The organism is Kitasatospora sp. NPDC096128 (assembly GCF_040303105.1).
In the GTDB taxonomy this organism is placed as follows: Bacteria; Actinomycetota; Actinomycetes; order Streptomycetales; family Streptomycetaceae; genus Kitasatospora.
This window is the reverse complement of sequence record NZ_JBEOSP010000012.1, coordinates 99,128-118,324: the sequence shown is the minus strand read 5'-3', so window position 1 is coordinate 118,324 and position 19,197 is coordinate 99,128. Positions and strand designations below refer to the sequence as shown.

Sequence of the window (19,197 nt, the reverse complement as noted above, 5' to 3'; positions counted from 1 at the left end):
TTCCCGTTCCCCGGAACGCCCCGGTGTCAGTCGGTCCTGCCCGCCCGGGCGTACGCCGCCAGGACCGCGAGGTAGCGCCGCCGGACGTCCTCCCGGTCGGCGGCCTCCGGGACGGTCTCCCGGTTCACGCGCTCGATCATCTCCGCCTGTTCGAGCAGGACCCGGCGCTGCTGTTCGGTGCGGGTCTCCGCCATGATCTCGGCCAGCGCGTCGAGCTGGCGGATCAGGACGGCGGGCATGCCGTGGGCCGCTTGGCGGATCTTCTCGAACGAGCGCTGGACCAGGCGCTCGTAGCTGACGGGGACGGTCATCACCCGGATGAAGCCGAGCTCGTCGCGGTGGACGGGGTTCGGGTTCCACCGGGCGGCGATCCGGCACAGGCCCTCGCCCAGCCAGTCGATGCAGGTCAGGGCGGTGAAGGTGTCGTTGACCGCAGTGGACAGGGCCCGGATGGCGATCTCCACCAGCTGGTCGACGGCGAAGGCGATGTCCTGGGCGAGGGTGCGGGTCGAGCCGACCACATGGGCGCGGGCGAAACTGCGGGCCACCTCCGGTGCGGCCTCGGGCGGCCAGACGGTGGCCAACTGGTGCCCCTGGACGAGGAAGTGGCCCGGGCGGTGGTCCAGCCGGATCACCGCGTCCAGCTCCGTCGCCATCCGGACCAGCGTGCGGTGCCGGACGAACTGGAGGTAGCCGCTGGCGGGCGCCGACACCGTCGCCCCCGAGGTGTCCAGCCGGGCGTTCAGCTCGGCGGCCGTCGGCCCCGCCCCGCCCCCGGCCGGCCGGTCCGGCCCGCCCCCGCCCGCCTCGATCGCCTCCGACAGCTCGGCCGCGATGCTCGCGATCACCCGGGGCAGTTGGATGGACGTGGCGATGTGGTGGATGAAGAAGATCAGCACCGCGAGGTCGAGCATCACCAGGACCATGCAGACGGTGATCGACAGGTGGGGCACGAAGTCGCCCCTCGGACCCGGGCCGATGGCGACCAGCGCGAGGATCGCGTAGACGAACGTCCCGACGAAGGTGCCCAGGGTCATCTGGGTGGTCCGGTCCCGGATGAACGTGCGCAGCATCCGCGGGCCGAACTGGGTGGAGGCCAGGGTGAGCGTCACGATCATGATCGAGAAGACCACGCCCACCACGGTGATCAGCGCCGCCGCGATCGCCGCCAGGATCTGCCGCGCCGCGTCCGCCGTCCCGCTGATCACCCAGGACGGCAGGGCCAGGGTGCCGTCGTAGGCCCCCCGGTCCAGCGACACCGTGACCGCGAACAGCGCCCCGGCGAAGGCCACCTCCAGGACCGGCACCACCCACAGGTTGGTCCGCAGCGCCTCGCGCCGCCACTGCGCCTCCAGGTGGACGCCGCGGATCACCTCGCCCACCTCCGAACGCCGCCGACCTGGTGGAAACCCCTCGGGTATTCACCCTAGGCTCCAGGCCGCGCACCGGCGCGGGGGAGCGGCGGGCTCTCCCGCGGACGGGAACGAACCTGGGTCCGGCGGCGAAGTCACGACGTCTGCCGGGTCGAGGACGACGTCGACAGCACCGAGCCCGGCCCGCCCGGGTTGTGGTGACGAGCCGGGGATGTGGCGACGAGCCGGGGGCGTGGTGACGGGCCGGGGGGCTATCCGGGGCTGCTGATCCGCAGGATGCCGGTGGTGGTGCCCTGGTAGACCACGCCGCCGGGGGCGATCGAGCCGACCATCTGGAGGGTGTCGAAGAGGAAGCCCACGCCGAGGCGGTGGGTGCGGGTGACGGCTCCGGTGCGTGGGTCGATCTCGGCGTAGTCGTAGGGGTCGAGGATCGAGGTGGCGTCGGTGCCCGGGATGACGGGCCGGCGCAGCACGGTGTGGATCAGGCCGTCGCCGGTGGAGAGCCTCGGCACGGCGGCGGAGCGCACGGTGGTGTCCCAGACGAGGTCGCAGCCGGAGCCGTCGGACCGGACGTCGACCCGGCTGAGGCCGCCGGAGAAGCGGCCGGAGGCGGGCACGCTCGGGCCGGCGTCGGCGGGCAGCTTGGGGTACGGGTAGCCGTAGGTGCCGGCGACGAAGACGGCGTCGCCCGCGCCGATCGGGGAGTTCTCGCTGCCGCTGCCGCCCGCCTTGAGGACGGGGACGGAGCAGACCGGGGAGCCGTCGGCGGTCCGGTAGACCAGCAGGTGCACGGTCGGCGCGGCGTTGTCGACGACGGTGACGTAGTCGGTGCCGGTGTGCGGGCCGAAGAACGTCGGGGTGGAGCCGGTGCCCCAGCTGAGCTGGCCGGGCTTGCGGCCGGGCCCGCGGTCGTACGGCCGCCGCCAGGCGACGCGCGGGGTGCCGTCGGCGTCGGCGGTCAGCAGGTAGGTGGCGTGGGTGGTGGCGACCAGGGTGCCGGCCGGTGCGGTGGAGATGGAGTTGGCGACCTTCTCCCCGGCCGGGAGGGCGAGGGCGCGGACGGTGCCCGTGCGGTCGTCGGCGGTGCCGACCACCCCGCCGCCGGTGGCGAACCAGACCCGGCCCTGCCAGTCCGGGGACAGGCCGGTCACGGCGTCGCCGTCGGGCACGGCGCCGGCCAGCGAGAGCCGGCTGTCCACGGTCAGGGCCCAGGCTCCGGTGGCGGTGCGGTGGTGGCCGATCCGCAGCAGGTCGCGGTTGCCGTCCACCACGACGAGGCGGTCGTCCTGGTCCAGGTAGGCGTACACGCCGCCGAGCAACGAGCCCTTGGCGATGGGGAGTTCGGCGACGGATTCGCCGTCGGCCGGGTCGAGCAGGTGGACCGTCGGGACGAGGCCGAAGATCGTGGTGCAGAGTGCGACCGGGCGTCCGTCGGAGCCGACCAGCACGGTCGGGCAGGCGGACTGCAGGGCCACCCGCTCGGACTCGAGCGGGCCGGGCTTCGGGCCGGGCAGCGGGGTGGCGTCGGAGGAGCCGGTGTCGCCGTGCATGGTGGCGGTGCCGTCGGGCCCCGCGTACGGGTTGTGCGGCGGCAGCGGCCCGAACGGGCCGGTGTCGGCGTGGGCTGGGACCGCGAGGGCCAGCAGGGCGGCGGTCAGGAGTGCGGGCAGCGCGATGCGCAAGGGAGCCCCCATCGGGAGGAGTCGGGAGGAGCAGTGGACGGCGTGGCGGTGCACGTGATCGCCCGGGTGGGGGTTCCCGACGGCGCCGGGGGCGCCGGGCTGATCACCGCGTCAGAGCGCGCGGTGACAGATCGCCGAGCACGCGTGCCCGAGGTCGACGTCGAGTCGACGGCTCAGGTGCGCGTGGCGATGCATGCGGCCAGCATGGACTACTGACACTTTGTTGCACAACCGTCCGTCCGGCCCGTGGGACCGGGCCGGGCCGGCCTCGACCAGGCCGGCGGCCCGGTCAGAACACCGAGCAGCCCGAGAGGGTGGTGAGGGTGTCCAGGGCCGTGACGGCGGCGACCGAGTTGCCGGCCTGGTCGAGGCGGGGGCCCCAGGCGCAGACCGCGGCGCGGCCGGGGAGTATCGCCAGGATGCCGCCGCCGACGCCGCTCTTGCCGGGCAGGCCGACCCGGAAGGCGAACTCGCCGGCGGCGTCGTAGGTGCCGCAGGTGAGCAGCACGGCGTTGATCCGCTTGGCCTCGCTGCGGGTCATCAGGCGGGTGCCGTCGGTGCGGACGCCGTAGCGGGCCAGGAAGGCGCCGGCCAGGACGAGGTCGCGGCAGCTGGCGGCGACCGCGCAGTGGGCGTAGTAGTGCTCCAGCACGGTGTCGACCGGGTTCCGCAGGTTGCCGTGGCTGGCGATGAAGTGGGCGAGCGCGGCGTTGCGGTGGCCGTGCTCGGCCTCGGAGGCGGCCACCACCGGGTCGGTGTCGAGCAGCGGGTTGCCGGACTCGCGGCGCAGGAACTCCCGTACGGCGCCGGAGGCGTCACCGGTCAGCGAGTGCAGGCGGTCGGTGACCACCAGGGCGCCCGCGTTGATGAACGGGTTGCGCGGGATGCCGTGCTCGGTCTCCAGCTGGACCAGCGAGTTGAAGGGGTTCCCGGAGGGTTCGCGGCCGACGCCCCGCCAGAGGCCGTCGCCGCCGTCGCTGCTGTAGGCGAGGGCGAGGGCGAGCGAGAACAGCTTGGAGACGCTCTGGATCGAGAACGGCCGCTCCCAGTCGCCGACCCCGTGCAGCCCGCCGTCGACGGTGGCCACGGCCATGCCGAAGGCCTCCGGGTCGGCCTCGGCCAGGGCCGGGATGTAGTCGGCGACGCGGCCCCGGCCCGTGGTCGCCCGGGCGGCCGCCTCGGCGGCCGCCAGCAGGACCGGGTAGTCCAGGTTCTCCACATCGAACAAGGTTCTTCACTCCACGCACGGACGGTACGGACACGGTCCCGGCCGGGCGCCGCGGTGCGGCGGCGCCCGGTCCGACCAGTGATTATCCGTGTTCGGTGGAGTGCCGCGGTGCAGCCGGTACGAACGGCGGCCGGTGCTGATCACCGCCGGCGACGAATCGTGCGACCTGCTGCGCATGGTCGACGACGGGACCGGCGCCTTCGCGGGGCCCGACCTGCGGTAGCGGCTGTCAGCCGTCCGACGGCGGGCTAAGGTGCGTCGGTCGGGGCCTGGAGGGGCGGGCCGGTGAGCAGGGCGCCGGTGTCCGAGTAGGGCCAGCCGTTCGGGACGCAGCCGTGCAGGCCCTTGATCTGCTGCATCATCACCGGCGCCGGGGCGCCCGGGCCCGGGCAGTCGACGTGGCCGTTGCCGAGGATGTGGCCGACCTCGTGGTTGACCGCGAGCGCGTGGTACAGCTCCGGTCGGCCCCGGTAGAACTCGGACAGCTCCTGCCACCGCGTGAGGTTGATCACCACCTGGTGCTGGACGCCGCAGTTGACCCAACCGCCGGTGTCCAGCCCGTACTGGCCGCAGATCCGGTCGGTGGACTTCGGGGTCGCCAGGTAGACCGTGAAGTCCACCGGGTCGGCGGGCATCCGCTGGAAGGACGCGGTGTTCCCGGCCGCCCAGCCGCGCCGGGTGTCGCCGAGGATCGCGTCCACCTCGGCGGCGAACTGCTCCGGGCTCTCGGCGATGCCGTTCTCCACCCGCACCTTGTAGCGGTACAGGTGCTCCCCGGTGCCGAAGCGGGCGGAGCCGCCGGGGGCCGTGGTGAAGGCCAGCGGTGCCGGGTCGCTGTGCCACGGCTGCCACCGGACCAGGCCGGCGGTCACGGCCGCGACCAGCGCCAGGGCGAGCGCGGCGGGCCAGGGCCGCCGGGGCTTCCAGGGCCTCCAACGGCGGAGGCGGGCAGCGGCCGCCGTCATCGGCCGCTGCCCGCGTTCGCCGTGCGGCCGTGCGGCCGGCGTATTCGGAGGGTCGGGCACGTGGTGGTGTCGGTCATGGCGGTGGTGCGGCTCCTGGGCGGGCTCACAGCGGGGTACATCAGGAGGAACGCTAGGGGTGCGGCCAGGGGTTCAGGCGGGCGTCGAGACGTTCGTCACGACGCCCGGGTAGGGGGGCTCCTGTCGGGCGGGCGGCGGCGCCGGTTCCCGGAACCACTCGAAGGTGCCACCCGTGCGGCGTGTTCCTGGGGATCGCCGTCGGAATCGGCTGTTGTGGTGCTGGTCGACCACGTCGATCCCCCGTACGACCCGATACCGGAGGCACCGTCATGTCCATCACCACCGTCCTCACCGTCGACGGCATGAGCTGCGGCCACTGCGAGAGGACCGTCAGCGCCGGGCTCGCCGCCATCCCCGGGGTCACCGAGGTCGTCGCGGACGCGCCGAGCGGCCGGGTCACCGTGGCCTCCGCCCAGCCGCTGGAGACCGCGGCGGTCCGCAGCGCGGTGGACGGGGCCGGCTTCACCCTCGTCGGCGAGGTCTGACGCGGCCGGTCCCGCTCGCCCCGGACGCGCCGGGGGTCCGCCGCCCGGCGCGGCAGACCCCCCGCCCGGCTCAGCCCATGCTCTTCGCGCCGTCCAGGGACTCGCGGATGATGTCGGCGTGGCCCGCGTGCTGGGCCGTCTCGGCGAGGATGTGCAGCAGGACCCGGCGGGCCGACCACTCGGCGCCCGCCTCGAACCAGGGCGCCCGCGGCAGCGGCTGGGTCGCGTCCAGGTCCGGCAGGGCGGCCACCAACTCGCCGGTGCGACGGGCCACCTCGGCGTACTCGGCGAGGACCCCGGCCAGCGTCTCGCCGGGCAGCATCCGGAACTCGTCGGCGCGGCGGGCGAAGTCGGCCTCGGTCATGGCCGCGAAGTCGGGCATCGCGGACGGGCCCTGCACGATGAAGTTCGTCCAGCTGCGTTCGCCCGAGGTCATGTGCTTGATCAGGCCGCCCAGGCACAGCTCGCTCGCACAGGTCCGCAGGCCGGCCTGCTCGTCGGTGAGGTCGCGGGTGGTGAAGCGCAGGAAGTGCCGCTGCTTCTCCAGCGCGACCAGGAGGTCGGCGCGCTCGCCCGTGACGGGGGTGGTGGCGGCGGGGGTGGTGGTGTTCGTGTTCGTGGTCATGGTGCTGGCCTTCCGTTCGGTCCTGCTCGGTTCCTGCTCCCTCGGACAAGGACAACGCTAACGACCATTGCGGTCACTTCCTGTCCTGAATTCCGGACAGAATCGGGACATGGCGAACACCAGCACCCGGACCCTGCGACTGCTCTCCCTGCTCCAGACCCACCGCTACTGGCCCGGCGAGGAACTCGCCGACCGGCTCGACGTCTCCGTCCGCACCCTGCGCCGCGACATCGACCGGCTGCGCGAACTCGGCTACCCGGTCGAAGCCCAGCGCGGCGTCGACGGCGGCTACCAGCTGGCCGCCGGCGCGGCCCTGCCACCGCTCGTCATCGACGACGAGGAGGCGGTCGCCCTCGCGGTCGGACTGCAGGCGGCCGCCGAGAGCCCGGTCGAGGGCGTCGCCGAGGCGTCGGTACGGGTCCTGGCCAAGGTGGTGCAGGTGATGCCCGCCCGGCTGCGCCGCCGGGTCGAGGCACTGCGCGCCGTGACCGTCCCCGTCGACTGGGGCGCCTCCGCCGGTTCCGGCGTCGACCCCGACGTCCTCACCGCCGTCGCCCTCGCCTGCCGCGACGCCGAACGGCTGCACTTCTCGTACACCGCCGCCTCCGCGCAGCGCACTGAACGGCACGTCGAGCCGCACCGGCTGGTCTGCCTCGACCGGCGCTGGTACCTCGTCGCCTACGACCTCGACCGCGGCGACTGGCGTACCTTCCGCCTGGACCGCCTCACCGCCGCCCGGGCCACCGGCGCCCGCTTCGCCCCGCGCCCCCTCCCGGCCGCCGACGCCGCCGAGTTCGTCCGCGCGGGCCTCAGCGGCATGCCCCGGCCGAACCGGGTCGAGGCCCTGGTCGAGGCCCCCGCCGACCGGGTCCGCGCCCGCATCGGCCGCTGGGGCGATGTCGAACCCGTCGACGCCGCCCGCTGCCGACTGCGGATGACCGCCGACTCCCTGGACTGGCCCGCGATGGCTCTGGGCTCCCTGGGCGCCGAGTTCCGGGTCGTCCACCCGCCCGAACTGCGGGACCTGGTCGCCGAGTGGTCCGCCCGCTTCGCGCGGGCAGCGGGGGCGGCGGGACCAGCGGGGGCGGAGCGGGCGGAGCGGGTGGAGTAGGAAGTCGGGCGGGTCGACTTCCGGTGTGGGGCGGGAAGTGCCGAAGTGGGCACAGCCGGTGAGAGCATGTGAGCCGGTACATCGTCCGCCACGATTCGGTGCCGACCCTGCCGCCGGCTCGACCGGCCCCGGGCGGTCGGGCGCGTCAGGGGCAGGATCGGTGCGGCGGGCCTGCTGAGCGAATGGAACGGTGACCGGCACGTCGCTGTCGAGCTTCCGCCGGGCGCGGATGCCTCCCGGCTGATCGAGCTCATGGGGGTGGGGCGGTCGAAGGGCGGGCGTTCCGGGAGTGGGGTGATGCCATGCCGTTCTCGGCCGGGGGTCGGAACGGGCGGGCTTCGTAGGGGCGTTACGAGGAAGGACGAGGGGCGGGGGCGGTTGTGGCACGCGTCAGGGTGTGGCGGATCAAGAGGCTGTTCCGGGAGGCGGACCGCAGGTTCCTGAGGGCGGACCTGAGGCTGAAGGGAGTGCACCAACTCCTCGCCCTGCCGGAGCGGCGTCGGGCTCGGCGGCTGCCGCTCGCACGTGAGCAGTGGCTGCGTGCGGTGGAGGAGTGTTCGGACCTGGCGCTGACGGCGCTCGCCGACGCGGTGGTGAACGGACTGGACCTGGCGGGCGGCGAGTTCGTCGACGAGGCGCTTGCCCGGTGGATCCGTTCCGGTCGATCGGTCCGCTTGGAGCGGGACACCTACGACCGGTTGCAGGAGTCCCTGGCCACGACCGGCCGGTCCCTGACCGAGCGGCTGACCGATCTGTACCGGAGGGAACCGCACCTCCGGGAGCACCGCAATGCCCCGCGGGTGCGCAACATGCTGATGGAGTACCAGCCGGAGCACCCGCCGATCGAGCTGCTGATGGCGGTGGGCCCGCTGCGCTCCGAGGCGGACTGGTGGTGCGATCTCGGGTACCAGGCCATCGAGGACGGGGACCTGGAGCTGGCCGACCGGCACTTCGCCCAGGCCAATGAGCTCGGCTGCCCGTACGTGCGGGAGCGGGTGGTGTACCTCGCCCTGCTCCGGGTGGCGCAGGGCGGTGACCGGGTGCAGGTGCGCGACGCCCTCATGCAGGCCCGCGAGCTGCATCCCGCCCTGGACCACGAGCAGTTGTTCTACCTGCACTGCCGGACCGTCCTCGCCGGTCTGGAGCCGGATGTCGGGGCACTCATGAGGCTGCGGATCGGCCGGCCGGACCTGCGCCAGCTGTGGCTGGCACAGCACTTCCTCCGGATCGGGATGCCCGTCCGAGCCCGTGCCAGTCTGCGGTCGTGCGTGCGGAAGACCACGAAGCAGGGCAGGGGCGTGTACTGGAGGCTGGCCTACACGCGCGACGACGATCCCGAGCCCTCCGATGTCCTCGCCATGGCCAAGGCCCAGCTCGCTCGGCTGGACGGGCGTGAGCCCGCGGATCCGGCCTCCGGGCAGGGGAGCACGGAACCGGACGCGCTCCTGCTGCCTTCGCTGGCCCGGTTCGACCCGGGCTATCTGCACGAGGCGCCGCCGAATCCGTAGCGTCGCCGGGTGTGCCCGCCTGCTTCACGGCGCGATGGACTCGATGGTGGCGCGTGCCCGGCGGAGCACGTCGGCGAGGTCGGGGAGCGGCGGGTCGGCGTGGGCGAGGCGGATGGCGTTGGGGTGGTGGGGGGTGGTGGCGAAGGCGTCGGCGGTGGAGCACGCGAGCTTCGCCAAACCGGAGATCTCGCTCGGCTTCCCGCCGCCCTTCGGCGGTTCGCAGCGGCTGCCGCGCCATGTGGGCCGCAAGCGGGGGCTGGAGATGATCCTGACCGGGGACCCGGTTCCGGCCTCCCGGGCGGTCGAGCTGGGCCTGGTCAACTCGGTCGTCCCGGCGGCCGAACTGCTGCACAAGGCAAGGGATTTGGCGGATCGGATCATCCGGTACGCGCCGACCGCGGTGGCGGCCTGCCTGCGGGCGGTCACCCGGGGGATCAACCTGCCGATCGACGAGGGCCTGGCGGTGGAGGCGGCGGCCTTCGCCGCCACCGTGCCGACGGACGGCGTGCGGGACGGCATCCAGCGCTTCCTCGACCGGTCGGCCGGGCGGGCCCGCTGACCGCCGGACAGGCCTTAATCGCTTGGCGGGCGGCGACGGGCGGGGAGATCATGGCAGGATGTCCGATCTGCTTGAGCGGGTAGCCGCCTTCCATGCCGCCTTCGCCCGTCGCCAGGCGGCCGAGGTCGTCGAACTGCCCGAGTTCCCCGGGGTCTTCGCCGTACGGAACCCGGATTTCGTGCTCTCCCACGAGCACAACCAGCTGATCGTCACCGGGCCGGGCACCGACCCGGCGGCCCTGCCCGGGCTGGCGGCGCGCTGGCTCGGGCAGCGCCGGCAGTACGCGATCAGCGTGCTGGACGAGGCGTGGGGCGAGCGGGCCGCCCCGGTGCTCGCCGGGGCCGGGTACGAGCGGAGCGCCGTGGTGGTCATGGCCCGGGACACGGCGGGCTGCGCGCTGCCCGAACCGGCGGCCCTCCCCTCGGAGTTCGCCGAGCTGCGGGAGGCCGTGCTGCGGCACCAGGCGGAGTGGTTCGAGGACGAGGAACTGCGCCGTCAGCTCACCGACCGCCGGCCGGCCCGGCTTCGCGGCGCCGAACGGGTGCACTTCCTGGCCGCCCGGACGGCGGACGGCGAGATCGCCGGCTGCGTCGACCTCTACCTCGAACCGGCCGCCGGACTGGCCCAGTTGGAGGACCTGGTCACCGCGGTCCCGCACCGCGGGGCCGGCCACGGTGACACCCTGCTCGCCAGCGGCCTGGCCCTGGCGGCGGCCGCCGGGATCCCCCGGTTGTTCCTGCTCGCGGAGGCGGAGGGCCGGCCGCGCGAGTGGTACGCGCGCCGGGGCTTCGTCGAGATCGGCCGCAGCCTGTCCTTCCAGACGCACTGACGGTCCGGAGGTGCTGGCGGTCCGGAGGTGCTGGCGGTCCGGAGGTACTGACGGTCCGGACGGACGTGATGGTGCGGGTGCGGGTGCGCCAGGATGGGGGCATGAACGCGGAACGGGCCCTGCCCGGTGAACTGATGGCCGTCGACACCCCGGAGCTGCTGCGACTGGAGGAGCGCGCCGCCGACCTCCGCCTCTCCCAGCGGCTGGACCAGGCGTGGCTGAGGGTGCACGCGGCGCCGGACGGACGGCACTACCTGCGGGCGGTGCTCTGGCACGGACTGTCCCACCGTCCGGAACTGCCGGCCCAGTTGCGCTGCGAGCTGGTGCTGGAAGTCCGGACCGGCGAGCAGGTGCTGGGCTTGCTGGACGTCCTGCCCGAGGACTTCGAGCGGCTGTCGGCGGTGACGTCCCGCGACGAGGGCCTGCCGGTCGCCCGTCTGCTGGGCGGCGGTGGGCTCCGCCCGGTCAGGGAGTACGAGGAGGGGCTCCAGGGCTGATCGGCGGTGCCGCCGCCCGCCCGCAGTGGGCCGCGACGGTGTCCGCGAAGGCACGGGCGAGCGGGCCCAGGGTGTCCCACTCGCGGGCGGCCCAGCCGACGGTGAGGCCGGGCAGGTCGGGCAGCGGGACGAGTCGCAGCCCGGGGTGGCCGGGGCCCTGCCACTCGGGGAGCGCGGGGACGACGGCGTGGCCGAGGCCGAGTTCGGCCAGCAGGATCGCGGTGTCCCAGTCCGTGACGCTGGTGTCGAAGACCGGTCGGATTCCCGACTTGCCGAGCCAGTCGTCGAGTTGGGAGCGGGAGACCGAGTTCTGCGGCAGCCCGATGAGCCGGGCGTCCTGGAGGTCGACGGGTTCGATCCGCGCCCGGTCGGCGAGCGGGTCACCGGCCGCCACGGCGAGGACCCACGGCAGGTCGGCGACGGGTCGCTGCTCGATCCCGCGGACCGGGGTGCCGAGGGTGATCCAGGCCAGGTCGACCTGGCCTGCGGTGAGCGCCTCCAGGCAGTTGCGGCTGGAGACCCCGGTCTGGAACTCCAGACTGACCTGCGGGAACCGCTCGCGGAAGTCCACCACGGCGGCGGACATGAAGTGCCGGATGCTGGTGGCGCCGGTGGTGATCCGGACCGACCCGCCCTCGCCGCGGGCGAGCTCGGCGATGGTCCGCAGCGCGTGGTCGATGCCGCCGAGGCCGTTGGCCACGGCGGTCTGCAGGTGGCGTCCGGCCTGGGTGGGCACCACGCCGCGCGGGTGCCGCTCGATCAGGGTGAGGCCCAGCTCGCGCTCCAGCCGCTTCACGTGCTGGCTGACGGCGGACTGGCTGCACACCAGGTCGCGGGCGACGGCGCTGAGCGAGCCGGCCCGGCAGACGGCGGCGAAGACGCGGAGGTCGTCGAGGGTCACGAGCGCCCAGGGTACTGCCGGATCCGGGATGGTACGAGAAGGGGCCGGACCCAAGCCCGAGCTTGGGGGTTTCCCAGGAAATCGGTGGATTGACTTGGAAGTTCGACAGGATCGATCATCGGTGGCAGGGCCCGCACGAGGGCGGCAACCCGCCCGCTGCCTTCGCGGCGCTCCGGACGCGTAGAGGCGGGGGCGGGGCGGGTGTCGACCCGTACCGGCGCGTGCCCGAACTCGTGCGTGCTTCAGGCAGTGGAGTGCAGTGGAGTGCAGTGGAGTGGGGGGAGACGGAATGCGGTACGCCGATGGTCCCGGCGCGGAGTGCGAGGTGTTCGTCCGGGCGGGGGTGGAACGGGTCTGGGCGCTGGTGACCGACATCGCCGTGCCCGCCGGGCACAGCCCGGAGCTCCAGCGGACCGCCTGGCTGGACGGCGCGGACGGCCCCGCGCCGGGCGCCCGCTTCGAGGGGTACAACCGCCGGGCTGGCATGCCCGACTGGCGGACGGTCTCCGAGGTGGTGGAACTGGCCGAGCACCGCGCCTTCGCCTGGGCCGTCATGGACGCGGACGGCCGCTACGGCGCGCCGGTGGCGGAGCCGGCCGGCGCGCTGGCCCGGTGGCGGTTCGACGTCGCCCCCGCGGAGGGCGGCACCCGGGTGCGTCACTCGGTGGTGCTCGGCCCGGGCAGCAGCGGTGTCACCCGGGCCATCGACGCCCGGCCCGAGGCCGAGGAGAAGATCGTCGACTATCGGCTCGGGGAGCTGCGGACCGGCATGACGGCGACCTTGGAGGGCATCAAGTCGCTTGCCGAAGATCGAAGGTGACGAGTCGGAGGCCAACCTGCCGCCGGACTTCGACGAGCTGTTCGCGGCGGTCCGGGCCTCGGCGGCAGGCCTGTGCGCGGAGCTGGAGCCGCTGACCGACCGGCAGGCCCGCGAGCCCTCCCGGCTCCCCGGCTGGAGCCGGGGCCATGTGCTCACCCACCTCGCCCGCAGCGCCGACGCGTACCGCTGGATGCTCGCCCTGGCCGGTACCGGCACCACGCCCGGGCCGCGGGCCGACGCCGCCACGCTGGACCGGCAGCTGCGCGAGGGCGCGCGGCGCGGCGCGGCGGCGCTGGTCGCGGACCTGCGGGACAGCCTGGACGGGCTGCTGCGGGACGCGGCGCAGCTGCCCGCCGAGCGCCGGGGCGTCCTCGTCCCGGCGCTGGCGGGCTGGCGGCACCCGGCCTGGTACCTGCTGTGGCGGGCCTGGCGGGAGCTGGAGGTGCACGGGGTCGACCTCGGCCACGGCCGCACACCGGCCGACTGGCCGGAGGGGTTCGTCCGCCGGGCCCTGGCCGAGACGGCCGCGACGCTGGCCGCGCGGGCGGTTCCGCTCGCCCGGATCGAGGCCGAGGACCTCGGCCGGGGCTGGGCGATCGGCGGAACGGGCCCGGTGGTCGGCGGCCCCGGGCACGCGCTGCTCGGCTGGCTCGCCGGGCGCGGCCCGGTGGCCGGACTGCGGGTGGCGGGCCCGCTGCCGGTGCCGTCGGCGTTGCCGAGCTGGCCGTTGCCGCCGGTGCCCGGCTGGGAGTGAGGTCGGCTGGGCGTGTGGGCGTGCGTGCGGCTGGGCGTGCGGGCGGCTCGGGGGCGGCCGTGCGCTCCTCCGCCGGTCGCCGGCGCGGGGGCCGTCGGGGTCGGGGGTTGGGCCATCCCTGGGCCCGACGATGGTCCCGTTATTCGGGCTTGAGGTGCGCCAGCGTGACGATGAGCCGCTCGGCGATGCCGTCGGGCCACGGGAAGGCCACCGTCGACGCCCGCTGGTGGGCCAGCCCGTGCAGGCCCAGCCAGAGGGCGACGGTGTCGGTGTGCGGGTCGGTGCTGGTGGAGGCGCCCGCGGCGACGCATGCGTCCAGGGCCTCGGTGAGCAGCTGGAGCGCGGCCTGGCCGATGGTGAGCATGTCGTCCGCCGTCACGCTGCTGTCCTGGAGTGCGGGCATCCAGACGCCGCCGAACATGGTGCGGTAGCGCTCGGGGTGCTCCCGGGAGTACTCCAGGTAGGCGTGGCAGACGGCGAGCAGCCGCTGTCGGGGGTCGTCGCCCGCCGTGTCCAGGGCGGCCCGCAGCCGCGCCGTCAGTTCGTCGAAGGCCTGTTGCACCACGGCCAGCATGATGGCCGGCTGGTCGGGGAAGTGGCGGTAGATCGAGGGGGCGGCGATCCCGACCTTGCGGGCGACGGACCGCAGGGTGACGGCGGTCTCGGTGCCGGTCTCCTCGAGCAGTTCGACCGCGGCGGCCAGGATGTCGTCGCGCAGGCGGGCGCCTTCCCCGCGGCGGTTGCGGGGGCGGGCGGGTGGTGCGCTCGGTTCGTTTCCCATGGTGTGAGCTTACAGGTGAGAACTTACGGGAGCCAGCTCTTGCACGCCGTGAGCTTACGTGTGTAACTTTACGGCTGTAGCCACTACTGGAGCCACTACCGCCGAACCGAACGGAGCACGCCATGAACGACACCGTCGCCACCCACGCCACCGAGGTCGTCCTGCCGGGCGAGGTCGAGCCGAGCGGCCTGCGACTGCGCACCCGCGACCTCCCGCCGCCCACCGCCGGCCAGGTCCTGCTGCGGATGGACGCCACCGGCGTCTCCTTCGCCGAGCAGCAGATGCGCCGCGGCAAGTACTACGACCAGCCGCCCTTCCCCTTCGTGCCCGGCTACGACGTGGTCGGCACGGTGGTCGCGACCGGCCCCGGCGTCGATCCCGCGATGGTCGGACGCCGGGTCGCCGCCGTCACCAAGACCGGCGCCTGGGCCAGCCACCTGCTGCTCGACGCCGCCGACGCCGTCCCCGTGCCGGACGGGGTGGCGGCCGTCGACGCGGAGACCCTGGTGGTCAACGGCGTGACGGCCTGGCAGATGCTGCACCGGACCGCGAAAGTGGCCCGGGGCGCCACGATCGTCGTGCTCGGCGCCAACGGCGGCGTCGGCTCGACCCTGGTCCAATTGGCCCGGCACGCCGGGATCACGGTGATCGGCACGGCCTCCGCACGGCACCACGACACCGTCCGCGCCCTGGGCGCGACCCCGGTCGACTACCGCGACCCCGACCTGTACCGGCGGATCCGCGCACTCGCCCCGGACGGCGTCGACGCGGTGTTCGACCACGTCGGCGGCGCCGGACTGGAGGAGTCCTGGCGGCTGCTGCGCCGCGGCGGGGTCCTGGTGTCCTACGGCACCGCCGCCACCAAGGACGAGACCGGCAACTCGCAGCTCCCGGTGCTGAAGCTGTTCGCCCGGCTGGCGCTGTGGAACCACCTGCCCAACGGCCGGTCCGCGCACTTCTACAACTTCTGGGCGGGCCGGCGCCGTCCGGAGGCCTTCCGGGCCCGCCTGCGGGAGGACCTCACCCAGGTGCTGGCCCTGCTGGCCGACGGCGCCCTCACCGCCCAGGTCGCCGCGGAGTTCCCGCTCGACGAGGCCGCGGCCGCGCTCGCCCTGGCCGAGTCGCGCACCGTCGCGGGCAAGGTCGTCATCGTCCGGTAGGCCCTGTCCAGCCGGGCCGGGCTGGACCGACCGACTCCCCAACCTCCTTCTCCCGCAGCGGAATCGGAGCTCTGCCCATGGCCGACACGGTGACGTCGCGGACCGCGGGCCGAGGTCGGTGGTGGTGGGCCCGGTGGGCCCGGTGGGGCCCGATGGCCGTGTCGGTGGTCGGTGTCGCCGCAGTCTTCGTGCCGCCGTACCTCATCGGCTCCTCGTTCGTGCCCATCGACCGGAGCGTCGTCGGCTACTACGCGAGCCTGGTCGCCCACGCGGGGCCGGCCGCACTGACGCTGGTCCTCGGACCGCTGCAGTTCGTGCCGCGGCTGCGGACCCGATACCCCCGTCCTGGCCCCGTCGGCGCGGCGGGTTCAGACGGCGCCGGAGGTGTCGGAGGTGTCGGAGGAGGCCGGTTCGGAGGAGGCCGGTTCGGAAGGGGCCGGTTCGGAGGAGGCCGCCGCGATGCGGGCCTCGATCTCCGCCAGGATCGGCCGGTAGGCCTCCTCGTAGCTGCGCATCCGGGTCAGGCACGCGTCGAACAGCCGCCGGGAGCGGGCCTTGCGGTGGGGCATCAGGCCGTAGCGGCGAAGGCGCACCGAGCGCATGTCGACCATGAAGCCGGACCGGCAGCGCACTCCGTGGGCGTGGCGCACGGTCTCCTCCGCCTCCCGCAGCAGGCTCAGGTAGGCGTCGTGGCCGGCCTTCCAGCGGGCGGCCTCCTCCGGGGTGCCGGGCACCTCGAGGCCGCGCGCCACCGGGCCGACGACGTCGTAGAGGGTGAACGCCAGCCCCTCGGGCGCCTGGGCCCAGGACATCACGCGCCACGGCCACGGGATCAAGGTGTAGGTGCGCTGCTGTATGCGGATCACGCGGTTCCCCCCGGTGTCGGTGTGTCTCGGGCCGGCGTCCGGTGCCCGGTGCTCCGGGGCCCGGCGCCAGCGTAGGGGATGCCGTCGGGGCGGGGGGCGGAGTCGGCACGGGTGCCGGTCAGCCGGTGGGGGTGCCGACCTGGTCGCGTTCGAGGGTGGAGCGCAGGGTGGCCAGGGCTCGGGCGGTCGAGGACAGCGCGGGGGCGTCGAGGGGGCCCGCGAGCAGTTCGGTCAGGCCCTCGGTGAAGGTCTGCTCGGCTTCCTGGACGAGCCGGGTGCCCTCGTCGGTCAGGACCAGGAGGGAGGAGCGGCGGTCCGCGGGGTTCGGCCGGCGGGCGGCCCACCCCTGCTTCTCCAGGCGGTCGACGCCCTTGCTGGTCGCCCCGACGCCGATCGCGAACTCGGCGGCGAGGTCGGCCACCCGGCACCCGGGGTGGCGGTGCAGGTAGCCGAGGAACTCGTACTGCGAGGTGACGATCCCGTGCCGCTCGCGGAGCCGGTCGTTCAGGGCGTTGTACAGGCGCGTCTCGCACCGGACCAGGTCGGCGAAGAATCCGGCGAGGTCGGTTGCGGCGTGATCGTCGTCCAAAGTATCTTCCATGGCATATAGTGTACGGGAAGCTACATGGCAGGGAGTGTACCCATGAGCAGGGAACAGCTCAGCAGGATCGACGCGATGCTGCGGCAGCCGGCGCCGACCGGGCCGGCCGAGCCCCGATCGGTCGAGGAGATCCGGGCCGGTTTCCGGGAGTTGATGGCCGGGATGATCGTGCCCCGCGACGCCATCCGCACCGCGTCGACGACCCTCGGCGACCGGCCCGCCCTGCGGGTCGACCCGAAGGACGGCGGTGCGGCGGCCGACCACGACGGGCCGGGGGCGGGGATGGGGCCGGGGTCCGGGGCGGGGACGATCCTGTACTTCCACGGCGGCGGCTGGGTCTTCGGATCGCCCGAGACCGCCCTCTCGCTGACCGGGAACCTCGTGGCCAGGACCGGCCTCGGGGCGTACTCGCTGGACTACCGGCTCGCCCCCGAACACCCCTTCCCGGCCGCGATCGAGGACTGCCTGAGCGCCTACCGCGACCTCCTCGACCGCGGCGAGGACCCCTCGGCCATCGCCTTCGCGGGCGACTCCGCCGGCGGCGGACTCGCCGTCACCACCTGCCTCGCCGCCCGGGACGCGGGCCTCCCGCAGCCCGCCGCCCTGCTGGCCCTCTCCCCGGGCCTGGACGCCACCCGCAGCGGCGCGAGCATGCGGACCAAGGAGGGCATCGACCCGATCTTCACCGGCGCCGCCCTCGACCGCACCGGAGCCATGTACCTCGGCGGAGCCGACCCCCGGCAGCCGCTGCTCAGCCCGGCCGTCCTCGCCGACCTGACCGGCCTGCCCCCGATGCTGATCCAGGTCGGCGCCAACGAACTGCTGCTGGACGACTCCACCCGGCTGGCGGCGCGGGCGAGCGAGGCGGGCGTGGACGTCATCCTGGACATCACCGCCGACGCGCCGCACGTGTTCCAGGCCTTCGCGGGCGTCCTCGACGAGGCGGACGAGGCGCTCGACCGCGCCGCCCTCTTCCTGCGCCAGCGGCTCCGGGCCGGGCGGGCCGCAGGCACCGGGCGCACCGCGAGTCCCGTGCGGACGGCGGCCGGGTAGCCGCCGCCGGGGCGGGGTCAGGCCCCGGCGCCGGATCTCGCCAGGTGCAGCAGATAGGCGCCGGAGGCGGCGGCCAGCAGGCCCATGCAGGCGGCGAACACCAGGCCCGCGTGGGCCAGGCCGAGCGGCTCGGCGAGCAGGCCGACACCGATCACCGGGACCGAGATGCCGAAGTAACCGACCACGAAGAGGGCCGAGAGCACCCCGCCCCGGTGCTCCGCCGGGCTCGCGGCGGCGACCTCGCCGACCGCGCCGCGCAGCCCCATGCCCTGGCCGGCGCCGCCCACCAGCGCGGCCGACACCAGCAGCGCCAGGACGGTGAGGGCCAGCGAGCCCGCCAGCAGCGCCAGTCCGGCGATCAGCACCAGGCAGCCCAGTGGGACGGCCCGCGCGGTGCCCAGCCGGGGCACGAGCAACTGGCCCAGCGTCGAGGCCAGGAAGGCCGACGAGACCACCACGCCCACGGCCGCGCGGTTGTGGACGCCCAGCCCCTCGGCGAGGAAGGCCGGGGCGACCGAGGTGAACAGCCCCAGGAGGGAGAACCCGGCGAAGGCCGCGATCCCGGCCGGCACGAACACCTGCCGCACCTCCGGCGGCAGACTCGGCCGGACCGGCCGGGCGGTGCGCAGCGGGCGGGCGCCCGGCACCGTCTCCGGCAGCCGCAGCAGTACCCCGCAGGCCAGGGCGAGCAGTATCAGGTGCGCCACGAACGGCAGCACCAGGGGGCGCGGCGCGTACTGGGAGAGCACCCCGGACAGCAGCGGCCCGCAGCCGAGGCCGCCCATGTTGGCGGCCGTCGCGACGAAGCCCGCGCGCCCCCGGCGGCCGGGCGGCGCGAGCTCCAGCACATACGCGGTGGCGGTGCCGGTGAACGCCCCCGCCGACAGCCCCGACAGCAGCCGGCCCACGCACAGCAGCAGCACGCTGTCCGCCGCCAGGAACACGATGGCGCTGCACGCCGCGCTGACCAGCCCGCACAGCAGCACGGGTCGGCGCCCGACCGCGTCGGACACGTTCCCGACCAGCAGCAGCACCCCGATCACGCCGAAGGCGTACACGGCGAACACCACCGTCACGGCCAGCTCGGAGAAGCCGATCCGCTCCTGGTACAGCCCGTACAGCGGGGTGGGCAAGGTGGTCCCGGTCATGCAGACCGCGAAGGTGAAGGCGGCGAGGAGATAGCCCGACCGGGCGACGGCTGGTCCGACCGTCCGATGATCAGTCACCGACCCACGATAGGCGCGCGCCCCGGGCGGGCCCAGGGTGCGCGGGCGCCCGCTGGGCCGACCGGCGGTACGGCCCTGACCGGCGGTACGGTTCC

At 74.4% G+C, this 19,197-nt stretch carries 22 protein-coding genes; 11 read left to right on the top strand and 11 right to left on the bottom strand.

Going from position 1 to position 19,197, the window contains the following annotated elements; all coding sequences use genetic code 11:
• Positions 1–26 precede the first annotated feature (26 nt).
• Positions 27–1,373, bottom strand: coding sequence for a DUF2254 domain-containing protein (locus tag ABTY61_RS16130; RefSeq protein ID WP_350505607.1), 1,347 nt, complete (start codon positions 1,371–1,373; stop codon positions 27–29).
• Between the two features lie 251 nt (positions 1,374–1,624).
• Entirely contained in the window at positions 1,625–3,067 is a 1,443-nt protein-coding gene (locus tag ABTY61_RS16125; RefSeq protein WP_350505606.1) for an NHL repeat-containing protein, read from the bottom strand.
• Positions 3,068–3,097: 30 nt separating this feature from the next.
• Between ABTY61_RS16125 and ABTY61_RS16120 the strand changes: the two genes are divergently transcribed.
• Positions 3,098–3,271, top strand: a complete 174-nt coding sequence (locus ABTY61_RS16120) for a hypothetical protein (protein WP_350505605.1) — start codon at positions 3,098–3,100, stop codon at positions 3,269–3,271.
• Between the two features lie 73 nt (positions 3,272–3,344).
• Here ABTY61_RS16120 and ABTY61_RS16115 read toward each other — a convergent pair whose 3' ends face one another.
• Together ABTY61_RS16115 and ABTY61_RS16110 are read right to left on the bottom strand one after the other, a co-directional pair.
• On the bottom strand, positions 3,345–4,265 hold the full coding sequence (locus ABTY61_RS16115; RefSeq protein WP_350505700.1) for a glutaminase: 921 nt from the start codon (positions 4,263–4,265) through the stop codon (positions 3,345–3,347).
• A 266-nt stretch (positions 4,266–4,531) separates the two neighbouring features.
• Entirely contained in the window at positions 4,532–5,248 is a 717-nt protein-coding gene (locus tag ABTY61_RS16110; protein WP_350505604.1) for a DUF3152 domain-containing protein, read from the bottom strand.
• A gap of 347 nt (positions 5,249–5,595) precedes the next feature.
• Between ABTY61_RS16110 and ABTY61_RS16105 the strand changes: the two genes are divergently transcribed.
• Positions 5,596–5,811 carry a heavy-metal-associated domain-containing protein gene (locus ABTY61_RS16105; RefSeq protein ID WP_350505603.1) on the top strand — a complete coding sequence of 72 codons (216 nt, stop codon included), beginning with the start codon at positions 5,596–5,598 and terminating at the stop codon, positions 5,809–5,811.
• A 70-nt stretch (positions 5,812–5,881) separates the two neighbouring features.
• Here the strand turns inward: ABTY61_RS16105 and ABTY61_RS16100 are convergent, their stop codons facing one another.
• Entirely contained in the window at positions 5,882–6,436 is a 555-nt protein-coding gene (locus ABTY61_RS16100; protein WP_350505602.1) for a DinB family protein, read from the bottom strand.
• Positions 6,437–6,545: 109 nt separating this feature from the next.
• Here ABTY61_RS16100 and ABTY61_RS16095 point away from each other — a divergent pair, with 109 nt between their 5' ends.
• On the top strand, positions 6,546–7,547 hold the full coding sequence (locus ABTY61_RS16095; RefSeq protein ID WP_350505601.1) for a helix-turn-helix transcriptional regulator: 1,002 nt from the start codon (positions 6,546–6,548) through the stop codon (positions 7,545–7,547).
• 467 nt (positions 7,548–8,014) lie between these two features.
• Entirely contained in the window at positions 8,015–9,055 is a 1,041-nt protein-coding gene (locus ABTY61_RS16090; protein ID WP_350505600.1) for a hypothetical protein, read from the top strand.
• A gap of 24 nt (positions 9,056–9,079) precedes the next feature.
• Here ABTY61_RS16090 and ABTY61_RS16085 read toward each other — a convergent pair whose 3' ends face one another.
• Positions 9,080–9,232: a hypothetical protein gene (locus tag ABTY61_RS16085; RefSeq protein ID WP_350505599.1), complete on the bottom strand. Its 153-nt coding sequence runs from the start codon at positions 9,230–9,232 to the stop codon at positions 9,080–9,082.
• On the opposite strand from ABTY61_RS16085, the gene ABTY61_RS16080 reads away from it, so the two are divergent.
• From ABTY61_RS16080 to ABTY61_RS16070, 3 genes are all read left to right on the top strand, one after another.
• On the top strand, positions 9,210–9,614 hold the full coding sequence (locus ABTY61_RS16080) for an enoyl-CoA hydratase-related protein (RefSeq protein WP_350505598.1): 405 nt from the start codon (positions 9,210–9,212) through the stop codon (positions 9,612–9,614). The genes ABTY61_RS16085 and ABTY61_RS16080 overlap by 23 nt on opposite strands.
• Positions 9,615–9,672: 58 nt before the next feature.
• Positions 9,673–10,443: a GNAT family N-acetyltransferase gene (locus ABTY61_RS16075; RefSeq protein WP_350505597.1), complete on the top strand. Its 771-nt coding sequence runs from the start codon at positions 9,673–9,675 to the stop codon at positions 10,441–10,443.
• A 101-nt stretch (positions 10,444–10,544) separates the two neighbouring features.
• Positions 10,545–10,940 carry a hypothetical protein gene (locus ABTY61_RS16070; RefSeq protein WP_350505596.1) on the top strand — a complete coding sequence of 132 codons (396 nt, stop codon included), beginning with the start codon at positions 10,545–10,547 and terminating at the stop codon, positions 10,938–10,940.
• On the opposite strand, the gene ABTY61_RS16065 is transcribed toward ABTY61_RS16070, so the two are convergent.
• Positions 10,909–11,841 carry a LysR family transcriptional regulator gene (locus ABTY61_RS16065; RefSeq protein WP_350505595.1) on the bottom strand — a complete coding sequence of 311 codons (933 nt, stop codon included), beginning with the start codon at positions 11,839–11,841 and terminating at the stop codon, positions 10,909–10,911. The genes ABTY61_RS16070 and ABTY61_RS16065 overlap by 32 nt on opposite strands.
• Positions 11,842–12,130: 289 nt before the next feature.
• Between ABTY61_RS16065 and ABTY61_RS16060 the strand changes: the two genes are divergently transcribed.
• Positions 12,131–12,661, top strand: a complete 531-nt coding sequence (locus tag ABTY61_RS16060) for an SRPBCC family protein (protein WP_350505594.1) — start codon at positions 12,131–12,133, stop codon at positions 12,659–12,661.
• On the top strand, positions 12,642–13,415 hold the full coding sequence (locus ABTY61_RS16055; protein ID WP_350505593.1) for a maleylpyruvate isomerase family mycothiol-dependent enzyme: 774 nt from the start codon (positions 12,642–12,644) through the stop codon (positions 13,413–13,415). The genes ABTY61_RS16060 and ABTY61_RS16055 overlap by 20 nt, the downstream gene beginning before the upstream one ends.
• 139 nt (positions 13,416–13,554) lie before the next feature.
• On the opposite strand, the gene ABTY61_RS16050 is transcribed toward ABTY61_RS16055, so the two are convergent.
• Positions 13,555–14,196 (bottom strand): TetR/AcrR family transcriptional regulator, encoded by a 642-nt coding sequence (locus ABTY61_RS16050; RefSeq protein ID WP_350505592.1) that lies wholly within the window; start codon positions 14,194–14,196, stop codon positions 13,555–13,557.
• Positions 14,197–14,318: 122 nt separating this feature from the next.
• Here ABTY61_RS16050 and ABTY61_RS16045 point away from each other — a divergent pair, with 122 nt between their 5' ends.
• Positions 14,319–15,356, top strand: coding sequence for a medium chain dehydrogenase/reductase family protein (locus ABTY61_RS16045; RefSeq protein WP_350505591.1), 1,038 nt, complete (start codon positions 14,319–14,321; stop codon positions 15,354–15,356).
• 368 nt (positions 15,357–15,724) lie between these two features.
• On the opposite strand, the gene ABTY61_RS16040 is transcribed toward ABTY61_RS16045, so the two are convergent.
• The gene (locus ABTY61_RS16040; protein ID WP_350505590.1) at positions 15,725–16,222 is read right to left on the bottom strand and encodes a hypothetical protein; all 498 of its coding nucleotides are present in this window, start codon (positions 16,220–16,222) and stop codon (positions 15,725–15,727) included.
• 118 nt (positions 16,223–16,340) lie between these two features.
• Positions 16,341–16,823 (bottom strand): MarR family winged helix-turn-helix transcriptional regulator, encoded by a 483-nt coding sequence (locus ABTY61_RS16035; RefSeq protein WP_350505589.1) that lies wholly within the window; start codon positions 16,821–16,823, stop codon positions 16,341–16,343.
• A gap of 42 nt (positions 16,824–16,865) precedes the next feature.
• On the opposite strand from ABTY61_RS16035, the gene ABTY61_RS16030 reads away from it, so the two are divergent.
• Positions 16,866–17,876 (top strand): alpha/beta hydrolase, encoded by a 1,011-nt coding sequence (locus ABTY61_RS16030; protein WP_350505588.1) that lies wholly within the window; start codon positions 16,866–16,868, stop codon positions 17,874–17,876.
• Positions 17,877–17,893: 17 nt separating this feature from the next.
• Here ABTY61_RS16030 and ABTY61_RS16025 read toward each other — a convergent pair whose 3' ends face one another.
• On the bottom strand, positions 17,894–19,102 hold the full coding sequence (locus ABTY61_RS16025) for an MFS transporter (RefSeq protein WP_350505587.1): 1,209 nt from the start codon (positions 19,100–19,102) through the stop codon (positions 17,894–17,896).
• Between the last annotated feature and the right edge of the window lie 95 nt (positions 19,103–19,197).